Consider the following 25,183-nt stretch of genomic DNA (forward strand, 5'->3'; position numbering starts at 1 on the left):
GCGGAGCGACGACCGGCGGTAACAGGGGAATTATGATGAATTATGGCGTATTCAGGCAGATTTACAGTGCAAAGCTGAACCGTTTTGTAAATGTGCGTCCCGGAATGTCTGCAGGACCATGGTTTTTTTAACTGAATTGTGCACAATATAAATGTGGAAAAGGTAAATTCATCATGGGAGAGTCCGATGGCTGGCAGCACGATATACGACTTCGAAGTACGGGATATCCAGGGCAATGAGAAAAGCATGGCGGACTATCAGGGAAAGGTGCTCCTGATTGTTAACACCGCCAGTAAATGTGGATTCACACCGCAATTCGAGGGTCTACAGTCACTCCATAATGAACTGGGGAGCAAGGGGTTCGAAGTGCTGGGCTTTCCCTGCAACCAGTTCCTTAATCAGGATCCGGGCAATGACGACACGATCAGCCAGTTCTGTAGCCTGAATTATGGGGTTGAATTCCCGATGTTCTCCAAGATTGAAGTCAATGGCGACGGCGCCCATCCACTGTTCCGGTTTCTCAAGCGCGAGGCCAAAGGCCTGATGGGGTCAGAAAACGTGAAATGGAACTTCACCAAGTTCCTGGTCGGCCCCGATGGCAAGGTAGTCCGCCGCTATCCGCCCACAACCAAACCCGAGGATATTCGGGCTGACATCGAGAAGTTACTGCCGGCATGACCGTGCAGAGTGACCCGTTTGGCGACATGCAGAGTCTCGACAACCAGATCTGCTTCGCATTATACGTTGCAAACCGGGCGGTAACCGCTCGCTATCGTCCGCTGCTGGTGGATCTTGGCCTCACGTATCCACAGTATCTGGTGATGCTGGTGCTTTGGGAGCAGGCAAGAAGCGGACGGCTAACGAGGGTTTCTGATCTGGGAGCGCGGCTTCGGCTGGACTCGGGAACCCTGACACCGATGCTGAAGCGCCTGGCGGACCGGGGGCTGGTTATCCGCCAACGGAACCTGGATGACGAGCGGGTGGTGACGGTAGCGTTGACCAAAGCAGGGCATGACTTGCGAGAGCAGGCCGGTCAGATTCCCGGGCGCCTCTTGCGCGGCATTGGTGTCGAACCGGGCCGGCTGGTTGCGCTCCGGGATGAACTCAGGCGGGTCCTGGGTGCTCTGGAGCAGCAGGTGGGCGCCAGCGATTGATCACAGCCCTGAGCTCGTCATATTTATAGGGTTTGCTGATGTAATCGTTCATTCCTGATGCCAGGCAGCCCTCCCGGTCGCCCTCCATCACGTTGGCCGTAACGGCAATAATGGGCAGGTTCTTCCAGTCCGGGTTCTGGCGTATCCGTTGCGTTGCCGCATAGCCGTCCATCACGGGCATCTGGCAGTCCATCAGCACCATGTCATAATGCGTTCGTTCCAGCGCATGGATGGCTTTCTGGCCGTTCTCTGCGTGGTCTGTCCGGTGCCCCAGTTTTTTGAGCAGACTCGTGGCCACCAGTTGATTAACCTGATTGTCTTCGACAAGAAGAATCGACAGCGGCTGATCGGTGTCGGATTGCGATGGCTCCGGCGTGATGCTAACACGGTTTTTCGGGGAAGCCTTGACTTCCACGCCTGCTGGCCCGGCATCATGCACCGCCAGCGGCAGGGTAACAGTGACGTGGGTGCCGCTGCCCTCCCGGGAGTCCACCAGGATCTGGCCATGCATTCGCTCCACCAGCTGACGGCAGAGCATCAGCCCAAGACCGGTTCCGCCATAAAGCCGCGTGGTGTCCGCGTCGGCCTGGGAGAAAGGTGAGAATATCCTGTGCAGGCCCTCCTTTGACAAGCCAACCCCGGTATCTACCACGTCGATTCTGAGACTGCCGCCAGAATAGCCCGCCCGGACCCGGACGCCGCCCTGTTCAGTAAATTTGATGGCGTTGCTCAACAGGTTGTTGAGCACCTGCCGGAGCCGGGTCGGATCGCCTAGAAAACTCTCCGGGAGGTCCGGATCTGTTTCGTTAATCAGGTAAATGTTCCTGCGTCGGGCTTGTTGGGTATGGAGCGTTGCGCATTCCTCGATCAGCCGCCGGACGCTGAACGGGATGTTTTCGAGGCGAAGCTTGCCGGCTTCAACCTTCGAGATGTCCAGTATGTCGTTCAGAAGCTCCAGCAGGCTCTCGCCGGCACTCAGGGCGATCTCTAGCCGGTTGCGTTCAGCGGGATCAAGATCTCCCTCCAATGCCAGTGCAAGCAACCCCAGAACGCCATTCAGGGAAGTACGGATCTCGTGGCTCATGTTGGCCAGGAAACTGGCTCTCGCCCGGGCGCGGCGTACGGCGTCTTCCTTGGCTTTCACCAGGGCGCGGTTACCCCGTTGCAGGGCCTGGTTTTTCTCGGAGATTTCACGGGTACGGTCTGCAACTTCCTGCTCAAGCTGAGTGGAGTAGTGTTTCATGGCGCTCTCGGCATGCCGGAGTTGTGCCAGGCTGGTATCCATGGTTTCAAGGTGCTGGTTGATGATGCCAACCATGGTTCCGATCTCGTCTTCCCGGTGGTTGTGTGGTACCGGTAACCTGACTTTCTCCGGAGAATTCGCGCGCACCTGGACGAGGGCGTTGATGACATTGAGCATGGGTCGGGTGAGCACGAAATAGAAAATCAGAAGCAGCGCGGCGGACAGGATAAGGCTTTTGAATAGCCCGCTCATGAGAGTGTAGCCGGCTCGTTCAAGAAACTGAGCGCCATAGTGGAAGGTATCGATGGTGAGAACGAGTTCTCCGAGGGGCAGATCCTCAAGCCGAGGTACTCTCAGTTCCTGCCTGAACACCCGGTATGAGCCGAACAGAAGGTCGCTGGCCCAGCGGTAGGGCGACGTAGGGCTGCTTTTGCCAGAAGCCGCCATGGTCCCGTTCTCGCTGTCGACAATTCGGGCATTGATCACTGCCGGATGTTTGAGCAGGCCATCCAGCAATTCTTCCGCCAGCCGGATGTTGATGTTGTAGGCAATCTGGGAGGCCGGGCTGTTACTGATATCCAGCAGCGCGTGGATTTCGCTTTCCAGGGATTCCCTGGCGCGAAAATAATCCAGGGTGATCTGGATAAAATTGAGCACCAGCCCCAGGGCCATGGCAACCAGTACGCTGTCACGGGTGAGTCGGTAGGAAAGCCGCTGGTTGAAGCGTTTGCTCACGGGTATGCACTGTCCCTGTTGGCGGGCCAGACCTGGTTGCGACCCGGTCTGTGCCGTCAGTCGTAGTCGGCCTTTTTCTTCCACTCATCATCGTGGAGGAAGGTGTCCCATTCCCGGTCCAGCTGGGACTGGGATTCATGGTACTTGCTATCCTTGCCGTCTGCGCTCATTGCCTCCAGCTCCTTGATGCGTGTCCGGAAGCTCTTGACCGCTTTCATGGCAAGGGGGTTGTCACGGGACTTGCCCATTTCGGTGCTGGCCAGGTGATAGGCGTGGATGGCCTTGCGGAACTGGTTCTGGCGGACATAATCCCGGGCCTGGAACACATGCAGGTCCGCGTGGGTCTTGTGAACCAGAAACAGGACATACCTGAGGTTCTTCTTGGCAGTGCCAGCGTCAATCCGCCCGCTTTTATGCATTGCCTCAATCATTTTGAACAGATTCTGGAGCAATTCCTTGACGTAATTGGATTTTTCCGGGGAATCGATCTTTACCGGCACGGTGGTGTCACGTTTTTCCATGACCTGCTTTTTCAGGTCGGTTGCCGAATCCTGCCACTGTTTAACCGGGAGGCTGGACTTAAGCCCCGCAAGTTCGTTGCACGCGTCTTCCATGCGTTTGATCAGCAGGAGCTTAAGGTCGGCGGTCAGGTACTGGCCGGGGATCTCCGAGAGCAGCCGAAAGGCGCGGTTGTACGCGTCCTCCTGGGCGGTGATTTTCCGGGCCCGCTCGATTCGGGCGCGCTCTCGCATCTGGCTGATCACGATAATGACAATCGAGACGGTAACGATGGCAGCCAGCACAAGGATGATCGTAGTGGTATCCATTTTTTCAGTAACGACTCCGGCTTCAGGATCAACGGACGGCGGGAATGCGGGCCCTGCCTCAAAATACCGATATTATTCAGAAAGTATCCGGAAGATTAGCAGAAATACGGCGCTGAATCCGTTTTCAAATGTGAAAGTTCGTGTTGTACATTGATTACGTGAATCTTCCGTATCCGGTATATTGTCCCCGTGAATGAAGGTTCTTTTACCCCGTTATGATGGCGTTCCGGAGTTGTCTGTGGATATTTCCCGTGTTGATCTGAACCTGCTCGTTTATCTGGATGTGCTCCTGCGCGAGCAGAATGTAACCAAGGCGGCCAACCACCTGGGCATTACCCAGCCTGCCATGAGCAATGGGTTGAGGCGGTTGCGTGATCTGTTCAGCGATCCATTGCTGGTGAGAACCAGTGAAGGTATGACCGCCACGGAGCGCGCTCGGGAGCTTCAACCGCTGGTACGCGGGATACTTTCAGACATCGAGCAGGCAGTGCAGGAGAAGACGCCGTTCTCGGCCCTGGAAAGCCAGCGGGTGTTCAGGATTATGGCCAGTGATTACGCCGAGTCCTGTCTGATGCCCCGCGTACTCCGTCGCATTCGACAAGAGGCGCCACAGGTGACGCTGGACGTCCTGACCCCAAGTGACGTCAGCTTTCTCGACGTCGAGCAGGGCAGGCTGGACATGGCCATTAACCGGTTCGACAAGATACCCCAGTCGTTCCACCAGAAAACTCTCTGGACCGAATATTTCGCCTGCCTGATGAATGCCCGTAATCCGATGCTCAGGGAGCCGTTTACGCTCGATACCTATCTGGATGCCAGTCACATCTGGGTCAGCAAGACCGGCTTTGGTGTCGGCGTGGGTGTTAACCCGAAGGATGTCCAGCGCCTCGGCTGGGTTGACGAAGCCCTGTCCAGGATGGGGCGCAAGCGCCAGATTTCCGTCTTCACACGGCATTATCAGGTGGCAATGCTGCTTGCTGAGCAGCATGACCTGATTGCCACATTACCCTCCCGTGCCGCTTGGCTGCAGAGGGACAATCCGAATCTTGTCGTCAAGGAGCCGCCGTTCGAGATTCCGCCCTTTGAGTTAAAAATGGCCTGGAGCCCGTTGCTGCAACACAACGCCGACCATCAGTGGCTGCGCAAGTTGATCGTTGAAGTTGCCGGTGAAGTGGATGCCGAATTTGCCCCGTTCGGTGCCAGGTTCGAAGCGCCGGGTGGGCCACAGGCCCATCACTCAGGGCGGTAATTCCCGCAATTCCAGTGAGGGGCGGGCGGCATCCCACATTCGCTGGAAAGTCTCCGATAGAAGTCTCACCCGGCCACCGTCGGAGAACCTGGCAAAACCCTCCGGCTTGTAGAAATCATGCCGGTAAACCACGCCCTCCCGGTCCGCCAGGATGAACGGCTGATCCTCCACCGGGTAATCTTCATTGATCAGGCGCAGTTCCATCCGGCTGGGTAGCCGGCGCATAAGCTCGACCAGTTGGTGGCGGCGCTTCACCAGCGGTTTGTCATCGTGAACCAGCAGGCGTACCTCACTGAGTCGATGGCGCCTTGCGAGTGCGGAGATCAACTCCCGGAAGCGATGGCGGTCGTACAGATCGTGTTCCAGCAGGCGGTCGTAAAGCCAGATTCGCTGACCTGCCTGGCCAACCACGGAATCCATCAGGCCCAGGAGCCTGGCCTCGGTATCAAACAGCCAGGACTCCGTGTCATTCCCCAGAATCATCGGCCGGTCTTTGCCGGCAAGGGCCTCGGCCGCGAGATCCGGTGCCAGGCAACGCATATCAAAGTGAGGAATGCCGGCATCGTCGTAGACATCCGAGCAGACATGAAAGCCGGAACGCTGGTAGAAGGGGATAGCGTGTTCCTGGGCAGAGAGCCTGAGCTCTGAAAACCGGCCAGTGGATTCATTGATCAGGTGCCGCAGCAGGGCCTCGCCAATACCCTGCCCGCGGTACTCCGGCCGTATCGCCATGCGACCAATGTGGCCGGTTTCCTCCAGCGTCGAGAACAGCCGTGCGACGCCAGCGGGGGTGTTATCGGGCAGGACCGCCAGGTAATGATCCGCAATTTCGTCGGTTTCATCCCACTCCAGCTCCGGAGGGACCTTTTGCTCGTCAATGAACACCTGCTGACGAATGTCACGGATTGATGCCGGAGCAAGTTGCCAGCTGTATTTTCTGAACCGGATATTCATGATGATGCCTGACAAGGTGAGCGGGTGAGCCCTGATAAAACCGTGCGGAGCCATGGGTGAAGTGCAAAGCACTTCACGGGAAAGCCATGGACGGCTTGCCCCGGACCTTTAGCGCGACGCAGGAGCGATAAGCGCTAAAGGGCGGGGCCGAGCGTACATGGACGTATTCACAGCGTGTTTTATCAGGGCTCACCCGCTCACCGATAACTCAATCGACTGAGTCTATTCGAAGTAAACAGAGCCCTGATTATAGAGTGTGGTCAGAAGCCCAAGCAACGCTTCATCTTTGGCAAAACGAACCAGTGCAGCCATGTCGATGCGGGCCGCGGCGCACAGCAATGGAGCGAGGGGGCGGGCGTCGCCCTTGAGCAGGAACTGTTCGCCATCAACAAACAGGGCAGTCTCACTGGCAAAATCGTAATAGGCAAAGCGGGAACCTTCGTTCCAGCGCATCTGCTCGCCAGCGTGGATTGCCTCGGCAATACCCTCTGCGGATGCAGGCTCCTCGGCCGGCACAACAATGTCCATGCTCTTGGGTGCCGTCGAGTGCTGGCCGAACCAGAGGGCCAGTTGCCGGCGGTCCCCAAGCTTTTCCCGGATAACATTCTCCAGACGGTCAACCGTATCGGGTTGAATGGTGCCGGGGTTGTCCTGGATTTGCAGGTCCGGGTCGTTCAGATGGTCGGCGGCATCGGACTGGCTGCACAGAAAGTCGGTGAACCCGGTAAGAATGTCGTCGATGGTCGGCGCCCGGAAACCCACTGACAGGGTGATGCAGTCGTCCTCGGCAATACCATGGTGTCCGATGCCTGGCGGCAGGTACAGCATGTCGCCGGGGGACAGGGTGACGGTTTCTTCGCCATCCCAACTGCTCAGAATCCGCAGTGGGGTGCCTTCCACCTGCGGAGAGGCGTGGTCGCAGTGGCCGCCAAAGGTCCAGCGCCGGTGGCCCTGAGCCTGAAGCAGAAAGACATCATACTGGTCGTAGTGAGGGCCAACGCTGCCGCCCTTGGGGGCGTAACTGGCCATGATGTCATCCAGGCGCCAGTTGGGGATAAAACGGAAGTGTTCCAGCAGATCAGCGATGTCCGGCACCCAGTGGTCCAGCCCCTGAACCAGCAGGGTCCAGTCCTGCTCGGGCAGAGTGCTGAACCGGTCCGGCGAGAAGGGGCCATTATGGAGTTGCCAGGGTTTGCCGTCGTCGTTTTCAATGACAATCCGGGACTCCACGCCTTCCTCGCAGGCAAGGCCCGCGAGCTCATCGGCATCGACCGGGCACCGGAAACCTGGAAACGCCTGACGGATGACCAGGGGCTTCTTCTGCCAGTAGTCCCGGAGAAATTCACAGGGTGTCAGTCCGCCAAGCATGTCCATGGGTGTGCTCCCGGTTTCAGATGTTCTGTGCCTGATCGACCGCGTTGCCGATGTAACTGCCTGGCGTCAGCGCCATCAGTTCCGCCTTGGCTTGCTCCGGAATCTCAAGGCTCTCAACGAAATTCTTGATGACTTCCGGGGTCATTGCCTTGCCGCGGGTCAATGCCTTGAGCTTTTCATAGGGCTTTTCGATGTTGTAGCGGCGCATCACGGTCTGGATCGGCTCAGCGAGCACTTCCCAGGCCTGGTGAAGGTCGTCATCAAGACGGGCCGGGTTGATTTCCAGCTTGCCCAGTCCCTTGAGGCTGGCCTCATAGGCGATCAGGCTGTGGGCAAAACCAACCCCCAGGTTGCGGAGCACGGTGGAGTCGGTCAGGTCCCGCTGCCAGCGGGAAACAGGCAGTTTGGCGGAGAGGTGGCTGAACAGGGCATTGGCGATACCCAGGTTGCCTTCGGAGTTCTCGAAGTCGATGGGGTTGACCTTGTGGGGCATGGTGGACGAACCCACTTCGCCTTCCACGGTCTTCTGCTTGAAGTAACCGAGTGAAATATAGCCCCAGATGTCCCGGTCCAGGTCGATCAGAATGGTGTTGAAACGGGCGACGGCATCGTACAGCTCGGCGATGTAATCGTGTGGCTCGATCTGGGTGGTGTAGGGGTTCCAGTCAAGGCCGAGGCTCTCGATGAATTCCCGGGCAGTCAGCGCCCAGTCAATGTCGGGGTAGGCTGAAATATGGGCGTTGTAGTTGCCGACCGCGCCGTTGATCTTGCCCAGCAGCTCGGTTTCCCGAATCTGTTTGACTTGCCGGCGTAACCGGTAGACCACATTGGCCAGCTCCTTGCCTACGGTTGTGGGTGAAGCGGTTTGCCCATGGGTGCGGGACAGCATGGGCTGTTTGGCGTGGTCGTGGGCCAGTTGAGCCAGCTTGTCGACAACCCGTTCCATGGCCGGCAGCATGCCTTGGTCCAGACCTTCCCGGAGCATGAGTGCGTGGGACAGGTTGTTGATGTCTTCCGAGGTGCAGGCAAAGTGGACAAACTCGGTCACCGCATGCAGTTCCGGAACGCTGGCGATTTTGTCCTTGATGAAATACTCCACCGCTTTCACATCGTGATTGGTGGTGCGTTCGATTTCCTTAATGCGCTCGGCGTCCTCCAGGCTGAATTCGCTCACGATGCGGTCGAGTACGGCATTGGCTTCAGTGGAAAAAGCAGGCACTTCGGTTACGCCGGGGTGCGCGGCCAGTTTCTGCAGCCACCGGATCTCGACGGTCACGCGGTTCCTGATCAGGCCATATTCACTGAAGATTTCACGGAAGACGCTGACCTTGCTGGCATAGCGTCCATCGACCGGGGAAATGGCGGTCAGGGCGGTGAGTTCCATCGAATACCTCTCAAGTCATCAAAGAATCGTGTCAAAAGAAAATCAGGGGGTGCACATCATACACCAGCGCAGGCACTGAATCAGCGCTGTCAGTGGTACAGGGAGAGATTCGCTTCCTCGGCCAGTTTCCGGGTCAACAGGATGACCTTCTTGCGGGAAAAAATCAGTTGCCAGCGGCGCCCGCCGGTCTGGCGCCAGAGCACCGCCGACCGAATACCCGCCAGCAGAAGAGCCCGAACCTTCGCGGCGTTCTCATCCTGTTGCAGGACCGAGGGGTTGCCGCTCACCTGGATGCGCATCCGGAAAGTGCTGATGGTGTCTGCGTATACCGAGGCCAGGTTGCTGATCAGGTTGGGGTGGGTATAGCCGAAGTGGCTGGCGGTGTGCCGCGCCTGGTCGATCCTGCTGCCGATGACGTCCAGCATGTCTGACCGGCGGTTCAGCCTGGATTCCAGCTGAATGAGATTCAGGGCATAGCGCAGGACTTCAATATCCTGCTGCTTGCTCTGCTCGCTGAGCACAGAGGAAAGCGTTACCAGGCCCTCCCGAATATCCCGGAGTTCACCGCCGTAAACATCCAGGGTGTTCTCCGGATTCGTGGCAAACAGGGAGCGTATGGACGTTTCCAGACTGGCCTGGTTACACTGGCCGCCGTGGGCAATCTGCTGAACCAGGTTGGCGGCCTGGAAAACCCCGGCCAGGGCCAGGGTCTGGTCTTTCAGGGAACGGCTCATACGGATTCTTCCTGAGCCCGGGAACCGGTCAGGCGGGCCGGCAGGGGCTTGCCATCACGCCAGGTTTCCTCAATGACACCACCGCCGAGACACACCTCGCCGTCGTAGAGGACAACCGATTGTCCCGGCGTGACGGCCCGTTGGGCGTCCGCAAAATCGACCCGCAAGCCACCGTCAATGACAGAAACCTGGCAGTCCTGATCCGGCTGCCGGTAGCGGGTCTTCGCCTTGCAGCGGAAGGATTCTGAGGGAGGCTGGCCGGCGACCCAGTCAATCGGACCGGTTACCAGGCCCCGGGAGAACAGCAGGGGATGGAGCTTGCCCTGAACGGCAATGAGCACATTGCGACTGAGGTCCTTTTCCGCCACATACCAGGGCTCATCGCCAAATTCACTGAGGCCGCCGATGCCGAGGCCCTGGCGCTGGCCAATGGTATGGTACATCAGGCCCTGATGGCGGCCGATCTTCCGGCCATCCGGTGTTTCGATATCGCCGGGCTGGGCGGGCAGGTACTGTTTCAGGAAGTCCCGGAATTTGCGCTCACCGATAAAACAGATGCCTGTGGAGTCTTTCTTGTCGTGGGTCACGAAACCCTGCTGCCCGGCAATCCGGCGCACTTCCGGTTTCTCGAGTTCGCCCACGGGGAACAGGGTCCGTGCGATGCGGTCGCCTGAGACCGCGTGCAGGAAATAACTCTGATCCTTGTTCGGGTCCAGGCCCTTCAGCAACCGGGCCTTGCCCCGGGTGCCGGCAATCGGGCGCTGGCGGGCGTAGTGGCCGGTGGCAATATAGTCAGCACCCAGGGTGATGGCGTAGTCCAGAAAAGCGCGGAATTTGACTTCCTTGTTGCACAGAATGTCGGGGTTCGGCGTGCGGCCGGCCTGGTATTCCGACAGGAAGTGTTCGAATACCCGATCCCAGTACTCGGCGGCGAAGCTGGCAGTATGCAGTTTGATGCCGATGGCATCGGCAACGGCCCGGGCGTCCGCCAGGTCGGTCATGGCGGTGCAGTATTCGGTGCCGTCATCCTCATCCCAGTTCTTCATGAACAGGCCTTCAACCTGATAACCCTGATCCTTGAGCAGCCAGGCGGCCACGGAAGAATCCACACCGCCGGACATGCCGACGATCACGCGGGTGTTGCATGGGCTGGTTGCAGAATGAGCTTCAGGTGCGTTGGTCATTACAGCGTCGCTACCGGTTAAAAAACTGCGAGTTTACCATTTTCCTAGTACGCCGTCTTTGAATCGACGACGACGTCCAGCGGGTATTGGCGGCCGTTTCGGTAATCTTCTATGCACCGCAGGACAAGCGGGCTGCGAAGTTTTTCGCCGAGGCCACGAATCTCGTCAAGGGTCAGCCAGTGGGCGGCAATGATGCCGTCATCCAGGTGGTCTGAAACCTTCGCCCCTGCCCGGGCAACGTAACAGAAGCGATAATAGGTAACGCCATTGGCCGGCGCCTTGTAGGTGTAGATGCCCAAAAAGTGTACCGGGTCAATCTCCCACCCGGTTTCCTCCAGGGTTTCCCTGCGAACGGCATCGAGTATGGCCTCGTTTTCCTCGATATGGCCGGCGGGCTGGTTGAAAACAACCTTGCCGCCGCTGAACTCCTCCACCATGAGAAAACGTCCTGCCTGATCTTCAACAACAACCGCTACAGTGGCGTGGGGTGTCCAGGTCATGACTTTCTGGTTCTCCGGGATCGGGCCCCGGGTCCGGCACCACCGGGGCGGGATTTGGTGTTTGAGCTGGCCGGCAGGTTGACGGTGACTCTCCGGTATTCACCGGACTTCAGGCCATCCAGGGTCCAGTCGCCAATGCGGTAACGGATCAGTCGCAGCGTCGGGAAGCCGACCGCGGCGGTCATTCGCCGGACCTGCCGGTTCCTGCCTTCGGTCATGGTCAGCTCCAGCCAGCTGGTTGGAACGCTATCGCGGTGCCTTACAGGAGGTGTCCGGGGCCAGATGGCCGGCGCGGACATTCTTGTGGCTTTTGCTGGCCGCGTCAGGCCATCTTTCAGATCAACGCCTTCCGTCAGACGCCTCAGGGCGTCGTCTGAAATCTCACCTTCCACCTGCGCCCAATAGGTCTTGGGCATCTTGAGTGCCGGCGATGCAATCCGGTGCTGCAAAGCACCCTCGGATGTCAGCAGAAGCAGGCCCTCAGAATCATAATCCAGTCGACCGGCCGGATAGACGCCGGGAATCCGCAGGTAGTCCGCCAGCGTCGCGCGCGGCGAGTCTCCTCCAGCGGCGCCATCGTCGGTAAACTGGCTCAGGACCTGAAAGGGTTTGTTGAAAAGAATGAGCTCGGCCATGCACTCGCAGGTTTCCAGAAGTTGCAGTGTGCTTCAGAGGCTAGGGTACTTCAAAGGTAAGGACTGACAAAGTCAGATTTCGGCGTCGGATCGCAGCCGTTGGCAGGATCGCCAGGTTTTCAGAGAAAAACAACACACCCCACCCGCTCTCGCCGGTGGGGAGTCAGACCCAGATGCCAGACAGGTCAGCCGTTTACTGCACGGGGCGGATAACCGTCCCGACCGGGTTCCTGTTGCCCCGATGCTTTCGCAGCGTGGCTTCCGGCACCTGTCTGGGCCTTGCTGACGGGCTGCTCTTCCGGAATGATGTTGACTGCGTGAATGCCCTTGTCGCCTGGCTTTTTATCAAAGGATACGGCCTGACCGGCTTTCAGGGTCTTGTAACCGTCCATTTGGACCGACGAGAAGTGAGCAAACAGGTCGTCACTGCAACCATCCTCGATGATGAATCCGTACCCTTTGGCATTGTTGAACCACTTGACTTTGCCTCTTGGCATGATGAACTCCCCTGTTCTTTTGCTGTCACTGTTCTTGTTCATGGTTTCGTGGTGTTTGTCTTTCGGCGGTTGCACCTTCGATTCGAATCCCCGCCCGAATTGAGTTACACAAACACTGCATGGATTAACATTATTTTACAATGCCAGTTAACTTTCGGCCAATCGTTGCGTCGAGTCAATAGTTTCTGTGCCGGGAATGTGTGGTTGAACGCAGTCTGGAAGCGGTATCATGTTCGTATCGGGAAATATCCCGCGCGCCCTGCTTGAAAACCCCGGGGCCGACATCCACATTTAGACAGGAGCACCGATAAACCGGTAAGCAATGATGCGGACTATCGAAAATTCTCTACTAGTATTGAATCAGGGGGAGGACGAACAGCCGGGGCGGCAGGATGAGCTCAGCGTTGCTCCCGAGAAGCCTGCTCTCAAGCGCCCGGCGCGCTACAGGGTGGTGCTGCTGAACGACGATTACACACCCATGGATTTTGTGGTGGATGTGCTGATGACGTTCTTCGGAATGAACGAGGAAAAGGCGACACAGGTGATGCTGCTCGTCCATACGCAGGGAAAAGCCGTATGCGGGGTATTTACCCGGGACATCGCGGAAACAAAGGCGGCACAGGTGAACCAGTATTCCTCGGAATGCGAACATCCGCTCCTTTGCGAGATTGAACGTGCGGACTGAAAGACGTTGGGGTGGCCCATGCTGAGCAAAGATCTGGAAATTACGCTGAACACGGCCTTCAAGAATGCCCGCGATAAGCGTCATGAGTTCATGACTGTGGAGCATTTGTTGCTGGCCCTGCTCGATAACGAATCGGCGGTGGGCGTCCTGAAGGCCTGTGGTGCGGACCTCAAGCGACTTCAGGAGGAACTGGTCGAGTTTGTTGACTCAACAACACCATTGATCCCGAGCAGTGACAGTGAGCGGGAGACCCAGCCCACGCTGGGTTTCCAGCGAGTGCTGCAACGGGCGGTGTTCCATGTTCAGTCCTCGGGCAAGAAAGAGGTAACCGGGGCCAATGTGCTGGTCGCTATCTTCAGCGAGCAGGAAAGCCAGGCGGTGTATGTGCTCAAGAAACAGAGCATTGCCCGCATTGATGTGGTCAATTTCGTCTCTCATGGAATCTCCCGGGTTCAGGGCGTCGAAGATCAGGAAAGCCATGATCAGGCTTCCCATGAAGAAGCCGGAGAGGAGGGTGGCCCTTCCAAGCCACTGGAAAGTTACGCAACCAATCTCAACGAGCAGGCCCGCCAGGGCCGGATTGATCCACTCATCGGGCGCGAGCACGAGGTTGAGCGGGTAGTGCAGATTCTGGTGCGCCGTCGCAAGAACAACCCGCTGCTGGTCGGTGAGGCCGGCGTAGGCAAGACCGCCATCGCTGAAGGGCTTGCCAAGCGAATCGTGGATGGTCAGGTACCCGACATCATTTCCGATGCGGTGGTCTACTCGCTGGATCTCGGTGCCTTGCTGGCGGGTACCAAGTATCGCGGTGATTTCGAGAAACGCCTGAAAGGGCTGTTGGCGGAACTCAAGAAAGAGAGCCACGCGATTCTGTTTATCGACGAGATCCACACGATTATCGGTGCAGGTTCTGCGTCCGGTGGCGTTATGGATGCTTCCAACCTGCTGAAGCCGATGCTGAGTTCCGGGGAGATCCGTTGCATTGGCTCCACCACGTTTCAGGAATTCCGTGGCATCTTCGAGAAGGACAGTGCGCTGGCCCGCCGCTTCCAGAAAATCGATATCAATGAGCCCAGCGTTGAGGATACCTACCAGATCCTCAAGGGGCTGAAGCCGAACTTCGAGAAGCACCACGACCTCAAGTACACGGACAAGGCCTTGCAGGTTGCCGCGGAGTTGGCGGACCGGTACATCACTGATCGTCATCTGCCAGACAAGGCTATTGATGTGATTGATGAGGCGGGCGCCCGGCAGCGGTTGCAGCCGGAAGGCAAGCGCAAGAAGACCGTCGACGTAACTGATATCGAAGATGTGGTAGCGAACATAGCCCGCATTCCGCCGAAGAACGTCTCCACCAGCGACAAGGACCTGCTTCGCAATATCGAACGGGACCTGAAGATGGTGGTGTTCGGTCAGGATCCGGCCATCGAGTCGCTCTCTACGTCCATCAAGCTGGCCCGTGCCGGCCTGAAGGCGCCTGAGAAGCCGGAAGGTGCGTTTCTGTTCGCCGGGCCGACAGGTGTCGGTAAAACCGAGGTCACCAAACAACTGGCCAAGGTTCTGGGAATTGAGCTGGTGCGCTTTGACATGTCGGAGTATATGGAGCGCCACACGGTCTCAAGACTGATCGGTGCGCCGCCGGGCTATGTCGGATACGATCAGGGCGGCCTGCTGACGGAGTCTGTCACCAAGCACCCCCATTGTGTGTTGTTGCTGGATGAAATCGAAAAGGCCCACCCGGAAGTCTTCAACCTGCTACTGCAGGTGATGGACCACGGTACACTGACGGATAATAACGGCCGTAAGGCAGACTTCCGCCACGTAATCCTGGTTATGACAACCAATGCCGGGGCGGAAAGTATGGCCCGCCGTTCGATTGGCTTCAGCGAACAGGACCACAGCACCGATGGCATGGAGATTATCAGCAAGACCTTCACGCCGGAGTTCCGCAACCGTCTTGACGGTATCATCCAGTTCGGCGACCTGCAGAAGGACACCATTACCCATGTGGTGGACAAGTTCCTGACCGAACTGCAGGCACAACTGGACGAGAAGCATGTTGTGTTGCATGTGGATGATGCTGCGAAATCCTGGCTGGCGGACAAAGGCTACGACGTCACCATGGGTGCCCGTCCGATGTCCCGTCTGATTCAGGACAAGGTCAAGCGCCCGCTGGCCGAGCAGATCCTGTTCGGACGCCTGTCAGAGAAGGGCGGGGATGTGTATATCCATCTCCGTGACGATGAGCTGGTGTTCGAGTACGAGGACGAACCGGCGGAAGCCGTCTGAGGTGCCAACGTAAAGAAAAACCGCTGTCCGGGCAACCGGGCAGCGGTTTTTTATGGCTTGACAAAAAAAGCCCCCGAAGAGGCTTCCAGATGTCACCTGAGCCTTAGCGGGCGCGGTACACAATGCGGCCCTTGCTCAGGTCGTAGGGAGTCAGCTCAACCTTGACCTTGTCACCTGTCAGGATGCGGATATAGTTCTTGCGCATCTTGCCGGAGATGTGAGCGGTGACAACGTGACCGTTGCTCAGCTCAACCCGGAACATGGTGTTTGGAAGGGTGTCGATAATAACGCCTTCCATTTCAATGACATCTGATTTCGCCATTCAGTAGAAACCTCGTTTGGATATGCTTCTCGTGATTTTAAATTGCGCAATTCTGCCTGATTTGTCCGCGTTTGGCAAAGTCAGCCATCACTCAGTTCTCGCCAGCGACCGTCACGCAGCGCCTCAATGGGACGGAACCGGGTTTTGTAGTTCATTTTCCGGCACTGCCTGATCCAGTAACCGAGATACAGATGGGGCAGGCCCCTGCGGCGGGTTTCCTCAACCTGCCAGAGGATGGCGTAGGTGCCCAGGCTCCGGTCTTCCAGTTCGGGGTCGAATATGGTGTAAATGGCGGAGAGACCGTCGTCCAGCAGGTCCACGGCTGCCAGCCCGACAAGGTGGTCGTCCCTGCGGATTTCGAGGAACCAGGAATCGGTTGCCCCCTCCACCAGGAAAGACGTGAACTGCTCCCGGGATGGCGGGTACATGTCGCCGTCCTGGTGCCGCTGTTCAATGTAAGTGGCGTAGAGCCGGTAGTATCTTTCGGTGAAGCTGGCCGGCACCATTGTGCACTGCAGGTCCTCATTTTTCCGGAGTACCCGTCTCTGGCTACGATCAGGCCTGAAATCATCGACCTTCAGGCGAACGGGAATGCAGGCATTACACTGCTCGCAGTGGGGGCGGTAATAATGGGACCCGCTGCGGCGGAAGCCGAGGACAGTGAGCTGGCTGTAGAGTTTTTTGTCGATATGGGCCCGCGGATCCACGAACATGGTCGTTGCCTCGCGGTCTGGCAGATAGCTGCAATTGTGTGGTGGGGTCGCAAAGAATACCAGGGTTCTGAGATTGCTCATTTACGCCTCCGGCCCGGGCCATTGCCAGCGGAAGGTCCAGTCGGTCTGATCCGGTTTCTGATCGATGCTCGTCCTGAGTATAGATAAAAACTCTTCCCGGGGAATAACTCTGGCGCCCATGGTCAGGAGATGGCGGCTTTCCACCTGGCAGTCCATGATTCGGTAGCCCCACGCGTTTAGCTGATGGGCAAGGTGGACCATCAGCACTTTGGAGGCGTTGGTCTCCAGGGAGAACATGGATTCACCGAAGAAGCACCGGCCGATGGTCAGGCCGTACATCCCGCCGGCCAGATCGCCGCGGCGGTTCCAGACTTCGATGGAGTGCGCCGTGCCCATTCGGTGCAGTTTGGCGTAGCTGGTGATCATGTCTTCTGTGATCCAGGTGCCCTCGGCCCGGGTGGAGGCGCACAGGCGGATAATTCGCCCGAAGGCCAGATCAGCGGTGACCACAAAGCGTTGCTGGTTCAGGGTGCGGCGGAGGCTTCGGGATACGTGGATTTCGTTCGGGAACAGCACGCATCGGGGGTTGGGGGACCACCAGAGTATGGGTTGTTCGTCGCTGTACCAGGGGAAGATACCGTTCCGGTAGGCGAGGATGAGTCTGTCTGTGGACAGGTCGCCACCCAGGGCCAGTAGCCCGTCTGGGTCGTCCAGGGCTTCGTTGGCGGGGGGGAACCAGAGTTGGTCAGGGTCTAGCCAGGGTAGTGAGGTCATCCTTATCCGGCATTTACTGGGGGGTTGGGCTTTGGGAGTAGCGGCTGCTGGAACCCACTTCTGAAACATGCTGTGAATACGTCCATGTACGCTTGGCTCCGCCATCCATGGCTCCGCACAGTTTCAGAAGTGGGTTCCCAGCAGCCTTTGCAAACTCCTGAGTTCGCGTTCCTTCTTCGTACTCTTACTCAATCACAATCAGTTTTGTTGATCCAGAAACTTTTCAGCATCCAGGGCGGCCATGCAGCCGAAGCCGGCGGAGGTGACGGCCTGGCGGTAGACGTGGTCGGCTACGTCACCGGCGGCGAAGACGCCGGGGATGCTGCTCTGGGTGGCCATGCCTTCGAGGCCGGAGCGGATGCGGATGTAGCCGTTTTCCATGTCCAGCTGGCCCTGGAACAGGTCGGTGTTGGGTTTGTGGCCGATGGCGATGAAGACGCCTGCCAGTTCCTTGTCCTGAGTCGAGCCGTCTTTCATGCTTTTGATGCGCATGCCGGTGACGCCGGTGCCGTCGCCCAGGACTTCGTCGAGGGTGTGGTCCCAGACGATGTTGACGTTGCCGTTTTTGGCTTTCTCGAACAGTTTGTCCTGGAGGATTTTTTCGGCTCTGAGGCTGTCTCGGCGGTGGACCAGGGTGACCTCGTCGGCGATGTTGGAGAGGTAGAGGGCCTCTTCAACGGCGGTGTTGCCGCCGCCGATGACGGCGACTTTCTGTTTTTTGTAGAAGAAACCATCGCAGGTGGCGCAGGCGGAGACGCCCTGGCCTTTGAATTTCTCTTCGGATTCGAGGCCGAGGTACATGGCGGAGGCGCCGGTTGCGATGATCAGGGCGTCGCAGGTGTATTCGCCGCCGTCGCCCTTGAGGCGGAAGGGGCGGTTGCGCAAGTCGGCTTCGTTGATGGTGTCATAGACGATGCTGGTTTCAAAGCGCTCGGCGTGTTTGAGCATGCGCTGCATCAGTTCGGGGCCCTGTACGCCGTCATTGTCGCCGGGCCAGTTGTCCACGTCGGTGGTGGTGGTGAGCTGGCCGCCGACTTCAATGCCGGTAATCAGGGTCGGGTTCAGGTTGGCGCGGGCTGCGTAGACAGCAGCGGTGTAGCCCGCCGGGCCGGAACCGAGGATGATCAGTCGGGAATGTCTGGTGTCGCTCATTGAAGATCTCTCACTGAAAAAGCCGTAGGTTGCCCGGCCCGGTATTCAGGGCCAGACGCTTCAAGGAAAAGTGGAAAGGCTAACATGAAAGACGCGGCCTGCCATTTGTTTTGGGTAATACCGCTTATAAAACCTTGCTATTTACTCAAGCACTGGAACGGAGGCAAGCAGCTGTCTGACACGTTCGGTGCTTTTGCCGGATTCGCCCTGCTCCAGGCGATGTTCCGCCACGGCCGGGAAGACGGCCTGGATGTCATCCGGCAGTACGTGATGCCGGCCCTCCATCAGGGCCCATGCCTTGGCAGCTCGCAGCAGGCCGAGTCCGGCTCTGGGCGAGAGCCCGTACAGCAGTCCCGGCATTCTGCGGCTTTGCTCCAGCAGGCGTTGAATATAGTCCAGCAGGGCCGGGCTGGCGGTTATCCGGGTTACGGCTTCCTGGAGGGTCTTCAGATCGTCCCGGGAGAGCAGGGTGACAAGCCTTTCGGTCAGCACGCGCCGGTCTTCGCCTTCCAGCAGTTCCCGCTCGGCCCTGGGGTCGGGATAGCCCAGGCGCAGGCGCATCAGGAACCGGTCCAACTGGGATTCCGGAAGAGGATAAGTACCACCCTGTTCGCTCGGGTTCTGGGTGGCAATCACGAAGAACGGGTGGGGTAATGGCCGGGTTTCACCCTCGATGGACACCTGGCGCTCTTCCATGGCTTCAAGCAGGGCGCTTTGGGTGCGTGGTGATGCCCGGTTGATTTCATCGGCCAGTACTACCTGGGCGAAGATCGGACCCGGGTGGAAAACCAGGCTGCCGGCCTGTTTGTCGTACATGGAGTAGCCAAGCACATCGGCTGGCAGCAGGTCGTTGGTAAACTGGATGCGCTGGTAGCTGAGCCCCATCACTTTGGCCAGGGCATGGGAGAGGGTGGTTTTGCCCATGCCGGGAATGTCTTCAATCAGCAGGTGGCCCCGGGCCAGAAGCCCACAGAGAGCAAGACGGACCTGTTGATCCTTGCCCAGAAGTATCTGGTTCAGTTCACTGACAACGGTATCGACCAGTTTTTTCATTCCCGGCTCAGTCCCTCACGCGTTTGAGAATATCGCCATAGGCGTCAACCCTGCGGTCTCTCAGATACGGCCAGATGCGACGAACCGATTCACTGCGGTTGCGATCAATCGGTACGGTCAGTATGCATTCGGAGTTGTCATCGGCCCGGGCAAGAAATTCGCCCTGGGGGCCGCAAATAAAACTGTTACCCCAGAAGCGGATGCCATCGCCCTGGCCGGAAGGATCCGGCTCGGTGCCAACGCGGTTTGGTGCCACCACCGGCAGATTGTTGGCGACCGCGTGGCCTCGTTGCACGGTTATCCAGGCTTCCAGTTGCCGGGCCTGTTCGTCGGGGTTGTCGGTGACATCCCAGCCGATGGCTGTGGGGTAGATAAGAATCTCGGCGCCAGCCAGGGCCATCAGTCGGGCCGCTTCCGGGTACCACTGGTCCCAGCAAACCAGGACGCCCAGCCTGCCCACGGAGGTGTCAATGGGAGTGAAACCACTGCGGCCATCGTTGAACTGCGCGTCACCGGGGGTGAAGTAGAACTTTTCATAGAAACCGGGATCATCCGGGATATGCATTTTCCGGTACAGCCCGGCCATGGAGCCATCTTTCTCAAACACCACGGCGGTGTTGTGATAAACACCGTTCATCCGCCGTTCAAAGATGGACCCTACCAGGACAATGCCCAGCTCACGGGCCAGATCAGACAGTCTCTGGCTGGTCGGCCCCGGTATGGGTTCGGCCAGCCCGAAAACCGAGGTGTCTTCGGTCTGGCAGAAGTACAGCGTGGCGTGGAGCTCCTGCAGAATAATCAGATCAGCACCGTTTGCTGCGGCTTCCCTGGCAAGTTTTTCCGTGGTGGCGAGGCTGGCGGCCTTGTCCGGACTGCAGGCCTGCTGAATGGCTGCGATGGTGATCCGGTTGTTGCTTGAATCAATGCTCATCAGGTAACGACCCCGGCCGGAATCTGCATGGTGACACAGTGAAGGCTGCCGTGCTGATGAATCAGGGCCCGGCAATCAATCGGCACAATGTCGCGGGAAGGGAAGATCGCCTTCATGACGGTAATTGCCTCTTCGTCCTGGGCAACGCCATAGACGGGAAGCAGCACCGCACCGTTGATAATCACGAAATTCGCATAGGTGGCAGGCAGGCGTTGTCCGTCTGCATCCTGGATCGCCTCCGGCCAGGGCAGGGCTGTCAGCTTGTAGGGAGTACCGTTCGGCTGGCGGAATTCCTGCAACTCCTCCTCCATGGCAGCCAGGGCGCTGTAGTGTTCGTCTGCGACATCCGGGCAGGCCACATAACAGATGTGGTCCGGGGCGCAGAATCTGGCCAGTGTATCGACATGGCTGTCGGTGTCATCGCCTTCAAGATAGCCGTGGTTAAGCCAGAGAATGCGGGTAACGCCCAGAACCTCGGCCAGCAGTTGCTCAATCGCGGTCCGGTCCACGGAGGGATTTCGCGAGGGGGTCAGCAGGCACTCAGAGGTGGTCAGCAGAGTGCCCTGGCCATCGGATTCGATGGAGCCGCCTTCCAGTACAAAGTCGACTCGCTGCATCGGGGTGGCGCCGAATACGCCGGCGTTGGCCAGGTGATGGTTGAGGGCGTCGTCTTTTTCGAAGGGGAATTTTCCGCCCCAGGCATTGAAGCGGAAATCGAGCAGCACCGGGCCGTTATCGGTTGCGATGGTAATCGGACCATGATCCCTGGCCCAGGTGTCGTTTGCCGGTGCCGGAACGGTGCGTACCCGACCCGGAAAGCCGTTTTCCTCAGCGTACCGGTTCAGATCCCGGTCAAGTTCCTGCAAACGGGCGACGTACTCGCAGCTGATCAGGAGGTTCTCGTAGCGAAGTACGGCCCTGGCAATGTCGAGGAATACCGGCTCGACCTCATCAAGTATATCCGCCCAGTCTGTTCCGGGGTGAGGCCAGGTCAGCATTATGGCACTCTGGGGAGCCCACTCTGCGGGCAATACGCGTCTGGTTGTCACTTCGCAGCCACCTTAAATCACAAAGGACGCCATTCTAACCAAAGGTCGGCTGAACGTCAGGACATGAGTGGGGAAATTCGGGCCTTTGAGGGCCGCTATCGGCTATTCAGCGATTGTGCTTGAGAACGGTATGGATTACCCGATCATTTTCGAAATAAACGACAAAAGTCGGGTAGTGCCACTGGCTGATGGGAGGTTGGCCAACCGGACCCTGAATTTCCAGGGGGGCGCCCCAGGAAGCCCGCACCGAAGCCTGGCTCATTCCGGTGCCAGGAACGTTTGCCTGGTCGCGATCTGCCTGGGTTCCCACCGGTACGCGGATTTGCTCTGCAACCGCAGATGCGGCCGGGAAAAGGGTCAGGGTGGTAGACAGAGCCAGTACGCCGAGCAGGATTCTGTTTTTTTTCATTGATCGATCTCCATGAAGGCTAACGTCCTCTGAAAGTTTGCTCCGGAGGACATGGATAAAGCGTAATATCCGAAAAAGATCAGTAAAAGTCACCCGTTTTCCCAGTCTACTCTTTTTGGCGCTGGCGAATCTGCCACCGCATCACATGCCGCGCGATCTGCTGCCGGTCGCCGTCATCAATCCGGGCAAACTCGGTGTGGACCCTTGCCCCACCTGAGGCGTCGGGGTGTACCTCAAGTACCCGGGCGATAGCCTGAGGCTGGAAAAGCTCCGGCGGAAGTGTCATGCGGACCGCAAGCCGGTCCCCGGGTTGCCAGGCCGGCGCACTGCTTGAGAATGACAGGCCACCCTCGCTCAGGGTCACATCCTGCCAGTCCTCCGGTTGCAACGGATTTTGCTCAAAGGCCATAATGCGCGCAAGCGTATCCAGCTTGCCGTTCAGGGATTTGATGAGTCCGGTAAGTAACCGGTCTCTCTCGGCAAGGCTGGCAAGCTGGGACTTCACGTCCTGGTCCAGCCGCCTGAACTCCGCTTTCAGGCTTTCAAGATGGTCGCCGTCGAAAGCATCCGCATCCAGGGGTGTGTCGGGCGCAAGCTTGCGGATTTCCAGGCCGATTCGGTCTTCAATGCGGAAAAAGTCCCGGCGCTCGGGTGAATAATCCGCCGGTTCGCTGGGGATGTTGGATGACGGCATCTTGGCTCCGGAAAACTGAAATTTTATTGATACAGAGTAGTTTAGCAGTTTCCCTCTGTGCTGGAAGGTGCCAGGGAAAACCAGACCACGACAGATCTGAAGGTAGCAACAGGCGCCTCTCCATGTTCAGACCCTTATCGTTTTATATAGGCTTGCGATACACGGCGGCCAAGCGCCGGAATCACTTCATTTCCTTTATCTCCCTGACGTCGATGATCGGGTTGATGCTGGGTGTTGCGGTCCTGATTATTGTTCTTTCCGTGATGAACGGATTCGACCGGGAGCTCAAGCAGAGAATTCTCGGTATGGTGCCCCACGCCACGATTCAGGGCACAGGCCCCCTGGACGACTGGAAATCCGTGGATGCCCAGGTTGAGGAGCATCCCCGCGTGCTGGCAGCAGCGCCCTTTATTCAGGGGCAGGGCATGGTCACTGGCGGTGGGAATGTCCGCGGCGTGGTGCTCAATGGCATCCTGCCGGAAGAGGAACGCACCGTCTCCATCATTGAAAATCACATGATCGAAGGCAGGCTTGATGACCTGGTGTCCGGTGAGTTCGGCATTATTATCGGTCGGCTGATGGCGGCCAGTCTGCGCCTCCAGGTGGGTGACAAGGTTACGGTGGTGCTGCCAGAGGCATCCATAACGCCTGCGGGTGTACTGCCGCGGCTCAAGCGATTTACGGTAAAGGGCGTGTTCAGCGTCGGGGCGGAGCTGGATGGCAATTACGCCCTGATCCACATGGATGATGCCTCGAAACTCATGCGCACCGGAGGCAAGGCGCAAGGCATTCGCCTGCTGGTGGATGACCTGTTTGCAGCTCCCCGGGTAGCGGAAGAGGCTGCGAAGCAGCTTGGCGGGCGTTATTACGTATCCGACTGGACCCGCACCCACGGCAATCTGTTCCAGGCCATCCGCATGGAGAAAACCATGATCGGTCTGCTGCTTATGTTTATTGTCGCCGTGGCGGCGTTCAATATCGTGTCCACCCTGGTGATGGTCGTCACCGACAAAACCGGTGACATCGCCATTCTCAGGACGATGGGGGCGACTCCGGGCCGGATTATGCGGATTTTCATTGTTCAGGGTGCGGTGATCGGTATCTTCGGCACGGTCATAGGCACCTCACTGGGTGTGTTTGGCGCGCTCAATATCAGTACCTTCATTTCCTGGCTTGAAGGCGCGCTGGGGCACCAGTTTCTCAGTGCCGACGTCTATTTCATCAGCTACCTGCCTTCGCAGCTGCAATGGCAGGATGTTTTCATAATCAGTGGCGCCGGCCTTGCCATGAGTCTTCTGGCTACCATCTACCCGGCCTGGCGGGCTTCGCGAGTGGATCCCGCGGAGGCGCTTCGCTATGAGTAAGGAGCATTCGGTCATGGCGGATTCATCCCTGGTGATTGACTGTCGGCAGGTAACCCGTACCTACAGTGAGGGCCCCGAAAAACTCACCATTTTCTCGGATATTTCCCTGAACGTGGCGCCCGGAGAAACAGTCGCCATCGTTGGCAGCAGTGGCGCCGGTAAAACCACCCTGCTCAACCTGCTTGGCGGGCTGGACAAGCCGTCATCGGGCCAGATTTCCATCTGCGGCAAGGATATTCACCGGCTTTCCGAAGCCGGCCGCGCCAGGTTCCGTAACCGTTACCTTGGGTTTGTGTACCAGTTTCATCATTTGCTGCCGGAATTCTCGGCACTGGAAAACGTCATGATGCCCTGCGTACTGGGTGGCATGGCGGTCGCTGACGCCCGGAACAAAGCGGAAACGCTGTTAGGCAGAGTTGGCCTTGCTGCGCGCCTGACCCACAAGCCGGGTGAACTGTCGGGCGGTGAGCGTCAGCGGGTGGCCATTGCCCGGGCGCTGGTCAATGAGCCGGATTGTGTACTGCTGGATGAACCAACCGGCAATCTTGACGAGCACACGGGAGAAGGGGTCAGGTCACTGATCGAGTCGCTCCGGGATCAACTGGGCATTGCATTTGTCATGGTTACCCATGACATGAAAATGGCCCGGAGTCTGGGGCGGGTGTTTCGGCTTGAACAGGGTCGGCTGATTCAGGAAGCCTGATCGGTCTCCCGGCGACGTTTCCGGCGATTGACCCGCCGCACCTGCCAGTCTGTGCGTATTTTCCGGCGCCACAGGAATTGGATGACCAGGTAAGCAAGGCAGGCTGACACGGTCGCAACAATGAGGGACCCAAGATACAGGGGGATGCCTATGTCCATGAGCCGTTCAGTGATCCAGGACCATGACAGCTGAAACTCGAAACTGAGAACCGGGCGGCTAAGGGCCCAGGCCCCGACTTTGTAATTGAAATAGAAAATCGGTGGCATGGTTACCGGATTGCTGATCCAGACCAGAACAACCGACAGCGGCAGATTGGCGTTGAACCAGATCGCGAAAAATGCAGCAGCAAGCATCTGGAAGGGCATGGGTATGAAACAGAACCAGACACCGACAAGAAAGGCGCGGGCAACACTGTGGCGATTGATATGCCAGAGATTGGGTTCGTGAAGGATATCGCCCAGAAAGCTCAGCGACTGCATCGCTTGCACCTTCTCTGGTGAGGGCAGATAGCGTTTCATGAACTTCTTCGGCATTGGAAGTTCTGCCTTTAAACG

At 58.1% G+C, this 25,183-nt stretch carries 27 protein-coding genes; 7 read left to right on the forward strand and 20 right to left on the reverse strand.

Going from position 1 to position 25,183, the window contains the following annotated elements; translation table 11 throughout:
- Positions 1-186: 186 nt before the first annotated feature.
- Both QPL96_RS07630 and QPL96_RS07635 read left to right on the forward strand, forming a co-directional pair.
- Positions 187-678 (forward strand): glutathione peroxidase, encoded by a 492-nt coding sequence (locus tag QPL96_RS07630; RefSeq protein ID WP_303286782.1) that lies wholly within the window; start codon positions 187-189, stop codon positions 676-678.
- Positions 675-1,154 (forward strand): MarR family winged helix-turn-helix transcriptional regulator, encoded by a 480-nt coding sequence (locus QPL96_RS07635; RefSeq protein ID WP_303286784.1) that lies wholly within the window; start codon positions 675-677, stop codon positions 1,152-1,154. The genes QPL96_RS07630 and QPL96_RS07635 overlap by 4 nt, the downstream gene beginning before the upstream one ends.
- Here the strand turns inward: QPL96_RS07635 and QPL96_RS07640 are convergent.
- Complete coding sequence (locus QPL96_RS07640; protein WP_303286786.1) at positions 1,105-3,132, reverse strand: ATP-binding protein; 2,028 nt, start codon at positions 3,130-3,132, stop codon at positions 1,105-1,107. The two genes, QPL96_RS07635 and QPL96_RS07640, sit on opposite strands and share 50 nt — an antisense overlap.
- 56 nt (positions 3,133-3,188) lie before the next feature.
- A complete protein-coding gene (locus QPL96_RS07645) occupies positions 3,189-3,959 on the reverse strand; it encodes a hypothetical protein (RefSeq protein ID WP_303286788.1) in 771 nt (256 codons plus the stop codon).
- A 238-nt stretch (positions 3,960-4,197) separates the two neighbouring features.
- Here QPL96_RS07645 and QPL96_RS07650 point away from each other — a divergent pair, with 238 nt between their 5' ends.
- Positions 4,198-5,208 carry a LysR family transcriptional regulator gene (locus QPL96_RS07650; protein ID WP_303286789.1) on the forward strand — a complete coding sequence of 337 codons (1,011 nt, stop codon included), beginning with the start codon at positions 4,198-4,200 and terminating at the stop codon, positions 5,206-5,208.
- Here QPL96_RS07650 and QPL96_RS07655 read toward each other — a convergent pair.
- The 8 genes from QPL96_RS07655 to cspD form a co-directional block, all read right to left on the reverse strand.
- On the reverse strand, positions 5,197-6,162 hold the full coding sequence (locus QPL96_RS07655; RefSeq protein WP_303286790.1) for a GNAT family N-acetyltransferase: 966 nt from the start codon (positions 6,160-6,162) through the stop codon (positions 5,197-5,199). The two genes, QPL96_RS07650 and QPL96_RS07655, sit on opposite strands and share 12 nt — an antisense overlap.
- 222 nt (positions 6,163-6,384) lie before the next feature.
- Entirely contained in the window at positions 6,385-7,536 is a 1,152-nt protein-coding gene (locus tag QPL96_RS07660) for a cupin domain-containing protein (protein WP_303286791.1), read from the reverse strand.
- Between the two features lie 16 nt (positions 7,537-7,552).
- The gene (gene purB, locus QPL96_RS07665; protein ID WP_303286792.1) at positions 7,553-8,920 is read right to left on the reverse strand and encodes an adenylosuccinate lyase; all 1,368 of its coding nucleotides are present in this window, start codon (positions 8,918-8,920) and stop codon (positions 7,553-7,555) included.
- 89 nt (positions 8,921-9,009) lie between these two features.
- On the reverse strand, positions 9,010-9,654 hold the full coding sequence (gene hflD / locus QPL96_RS07670) for a high frequency lysogenization protein HflD (protein ID WP_303286793.1): 645 nt from the start codon (positions 9,652-9,654) through the stop codon (positions 9,010-9,012).
- Entirely contained in the window at positions 9,651-10,838 is a 1,188-nt protein-coding gene (mnmA, locus tag QPL96_RS07675) for a tRNA 2-thiouridine(34) synthase MnmA (RefSeq protein ID WP_303286794.1), read from the reverse strand. The genes hflD and mnmA overlap by 4 nt, the downstream gene beginning before the upstream one ends.
- 44 nt (positions 10,839-10,882) lie before the next feature.
- Entirely contained in the window at positions 10,883-11,338 is a 456-nt protein-coding gene (locus QPL96_RS07680; protein WP_303286795.1) for an NUDIX hydrolase, read from the reverse strand.
- Positions 11,335-11,973, reverse strand: a complete 639-nt coding sequence (locus QPL96_RS07685; protein ID WP_303286796.1) for a pseudouridine synthase — start codon at positions 11,971-11,973, stop codon at positions 11,335-11,337. The genes QPL96_RS07680 and QPL96_RS07685 overlap by 4 nt, the downstream gene beginning before the upstream one ends.
- 185 nt (positions 11,974-12,158) lie before the next feature.
- Positions 12,159-12,470: a cold shock domain-containing protein CspD gene (gene cspD / locus QPL96_RS07690; RefSeq protein ID WP_303286797.1), complete on the reverse strand. Its 312-nt coding sequence runs from the start codon at positions 12,468-12,470 to the stop codon at positions 12,159-12,161.
- Positions 12,471-12,795: 325 nt separating this feature from the next.
- On the opposite strand from cspD, the gene clpS reads away from it, so the two are divergent.
- A complete protein-coding gene (gene clpS / locus QPL96_RS07695) occupies positions 12,796-13,155 on the forward strand; it encodes an ATP-dependent Clp protease adapter ClpS (protein ID WP_303286833.1) in 360 nt (119 codons plus the stop codon).
- 18 nt (positions 13,156-13,173) lie between these two features.
- Positions 13,174-15,444 (forward strand): ATP-dependent Clp protease ATP-binding subunit ClpA, encoded by a 2,271-nt coding sequence (gene clpA / locus QPL96_RS07700; protein ID WP_303286798.1) that lies wholly within the window; start codon positions 13,174-13,176, stop codon positions 15,442-15,444.
- A gap of 103 nt (positions 15,445-15,547) precedes the next feature.
- Here clpA and infA read toward each other — a convergent pair whose 3' ends face one another.
- From infA to QPL96_RS07745, 9 genes are all read right to left on the reverse strand, one after another.
- Positions 15,548-15,766, reverse strand: coding sequence for a translation initiation factor IF-1 (gene infA, locus QPL96_RS07705; RefSeq protein WP_014421226.1), 219 nt, complete (start codon positions 15,764-15,766; stop codon positions 15,548-15,550).
- A gap of 80 nt (positions 15,767-15,846) precedes the next feature.
- Positions 15,847-16,560 carry an arginyltransferase gene (locus QPL96_RS07710; protein WP_303286799.1) on the reverse strand — a complete coding sequence of 238 codons (714 nt, stop codon included), beginning with the start codon at positions 16,558-16,560 and terminating at the stop codon, positions 15,847-15,849.
- Positions 16,561-17,274, reverse strand: coding sequence for a leucyl/phenylalanyl-tRNA--protein transferase (gene aat / locus QPL96_RS07715; RefSeq protein ID WP_303286800.1), 714 nt, complete (start codon positions 17,272-17,274; stop codon positions 16,561-16,563).
- Positions 17,275-17,472: 198 nt separating this feature from the next.
- Positions 17,473-18,426 (reverse strand): thioredoxin-disulfide reductase, encoded by a 954-nt coding sequence (gene trxB, locus QPL96_RS07720; RefSeq protein ID WP_303286801.1) that lies wholly within the window; start codon positions 18,424-18,426, stop codon positions 17,473-17,475.
- A gap of 141 nt (positions 18,427-18,567) precedes the next feature.
- Entirely contained in the window at positions 18,568-19,479 is a 912-nt protein-coding gene (locus tag QPL96_RS07725; RefSeq protein WP_303286802.1) for a MoxR family ATPase, read from the reverse strand.
- Between the two features lie 7 nt (positions 19,480-19,486).
- On the reverse strand, positions 19,487-20,410 hold the full coding sequence (locus tag QPL96_RS07730; RefSeq protein ID WP_303286803.1) for a carbon-nitrogen hydrolase: 924 nt from the start codon (positions 20,408-20,410) through the stop codon (positions 19,487-19,489).
- Positions 20,410-21,459 (reverse strand): agmatine/peptidylarginine deiminase, encoded by a 1,050-nt coding sequence (locus QPL96_RS07735; protein WP_303286804.1) that lies wholly within the window; start codon positions 21,457-21,459, stop codon positions 20,410-20,412. The genes QPL96_RS07730 and QPL96_RS07735 overlap by 1 nt, the downstream gene beginning before the upstream one ends.
- A 106-nt stretch (positions 21,460-21,565) precedes the next feature.
- Positions 21,566-21,868 (reverse strand): hypothetical protein, encoded by a 303-nt coding sequence (locus tag QPL96_RS07740; protein WP_303286805.1) that lies wholly within the window; start codon positions 21,866-21,868, stop codon positions 21,566-21,568.
- A gap of 106 nt (positions 21,869-21,974) precedes the next feature.
- Positions 21,975-22,562 (reverse strand): PilZ domain-containing protein, encoded by a 588-nt coding sequence (locus tag QPL96_RS07745; RefSeq protein ID WP_303286806.1) that lies wholly within the window; start codon positions 22,560-22,562, stop codon positions 21,975-21,977.
- Positions 22,563-22,684: 122 nt separating this feature from the next.
- Here QPL96_RS07745 and QPL96_RS07750 point away from each other — a divergent pair, with 122 nt between their 5' ends.
- Positions 22,685-23,926 carry a lipoprotein-releasing ABC transporter permease subunit gene (locus QPL96_RS07750; RefSeq protein WP_303286807.1) on the forward strand — a complete coding sequence of 414 codons (1,242 nt, stop codon included), beginning with the start codon at positions 22,685-22,687 and terminating at the stop codon, positions 23,924-23,926.
- Between the two features lie 13 nt (positions 23,927-23,939).
- On the forward strand, positions 23,940-24,629 hold the full coding sequence (locus tag QPL96_RS07755; protein WP_303286834.1) for an ABC transporter ATP-binding protein: 690 nt from the start codon (positions 23,940-23,942) through the stop codon (positions 24,627-24,629).
- On the opposite strand, the gene QPL96_RS07760 is transcribed toward QPL96_RS07755, so the two are convergent.
- The gene (locus QPL96_RS07760; RefSeq protein WP_303286808.1) at positions 24,617-25,162 is read right to left on the reverse strand and encodes a DUF2062 domain-containing protein; all 546 of its coding nucleotides are present in this window, start codon (positions 25,160-25,162) and stop codon (positions 24,617-24,619) included. The two genes, QPL96_RS07755 and QPL96_RS07760, sit on opposite strands and share 13 nt — an antisense overlap.
- Positions 25,163-25,183: the final 21 nt, after the last annotated feature.

The sequence above is a fragment of the Marinobacter sp. SS8-8 genome (assembly GCF_030540945.1).
GTDB lineage: Bacteria > Pseudomonadota > Gammaproteobacteria > Pseudomonadales > Oleiphilaceae > Marinobacter.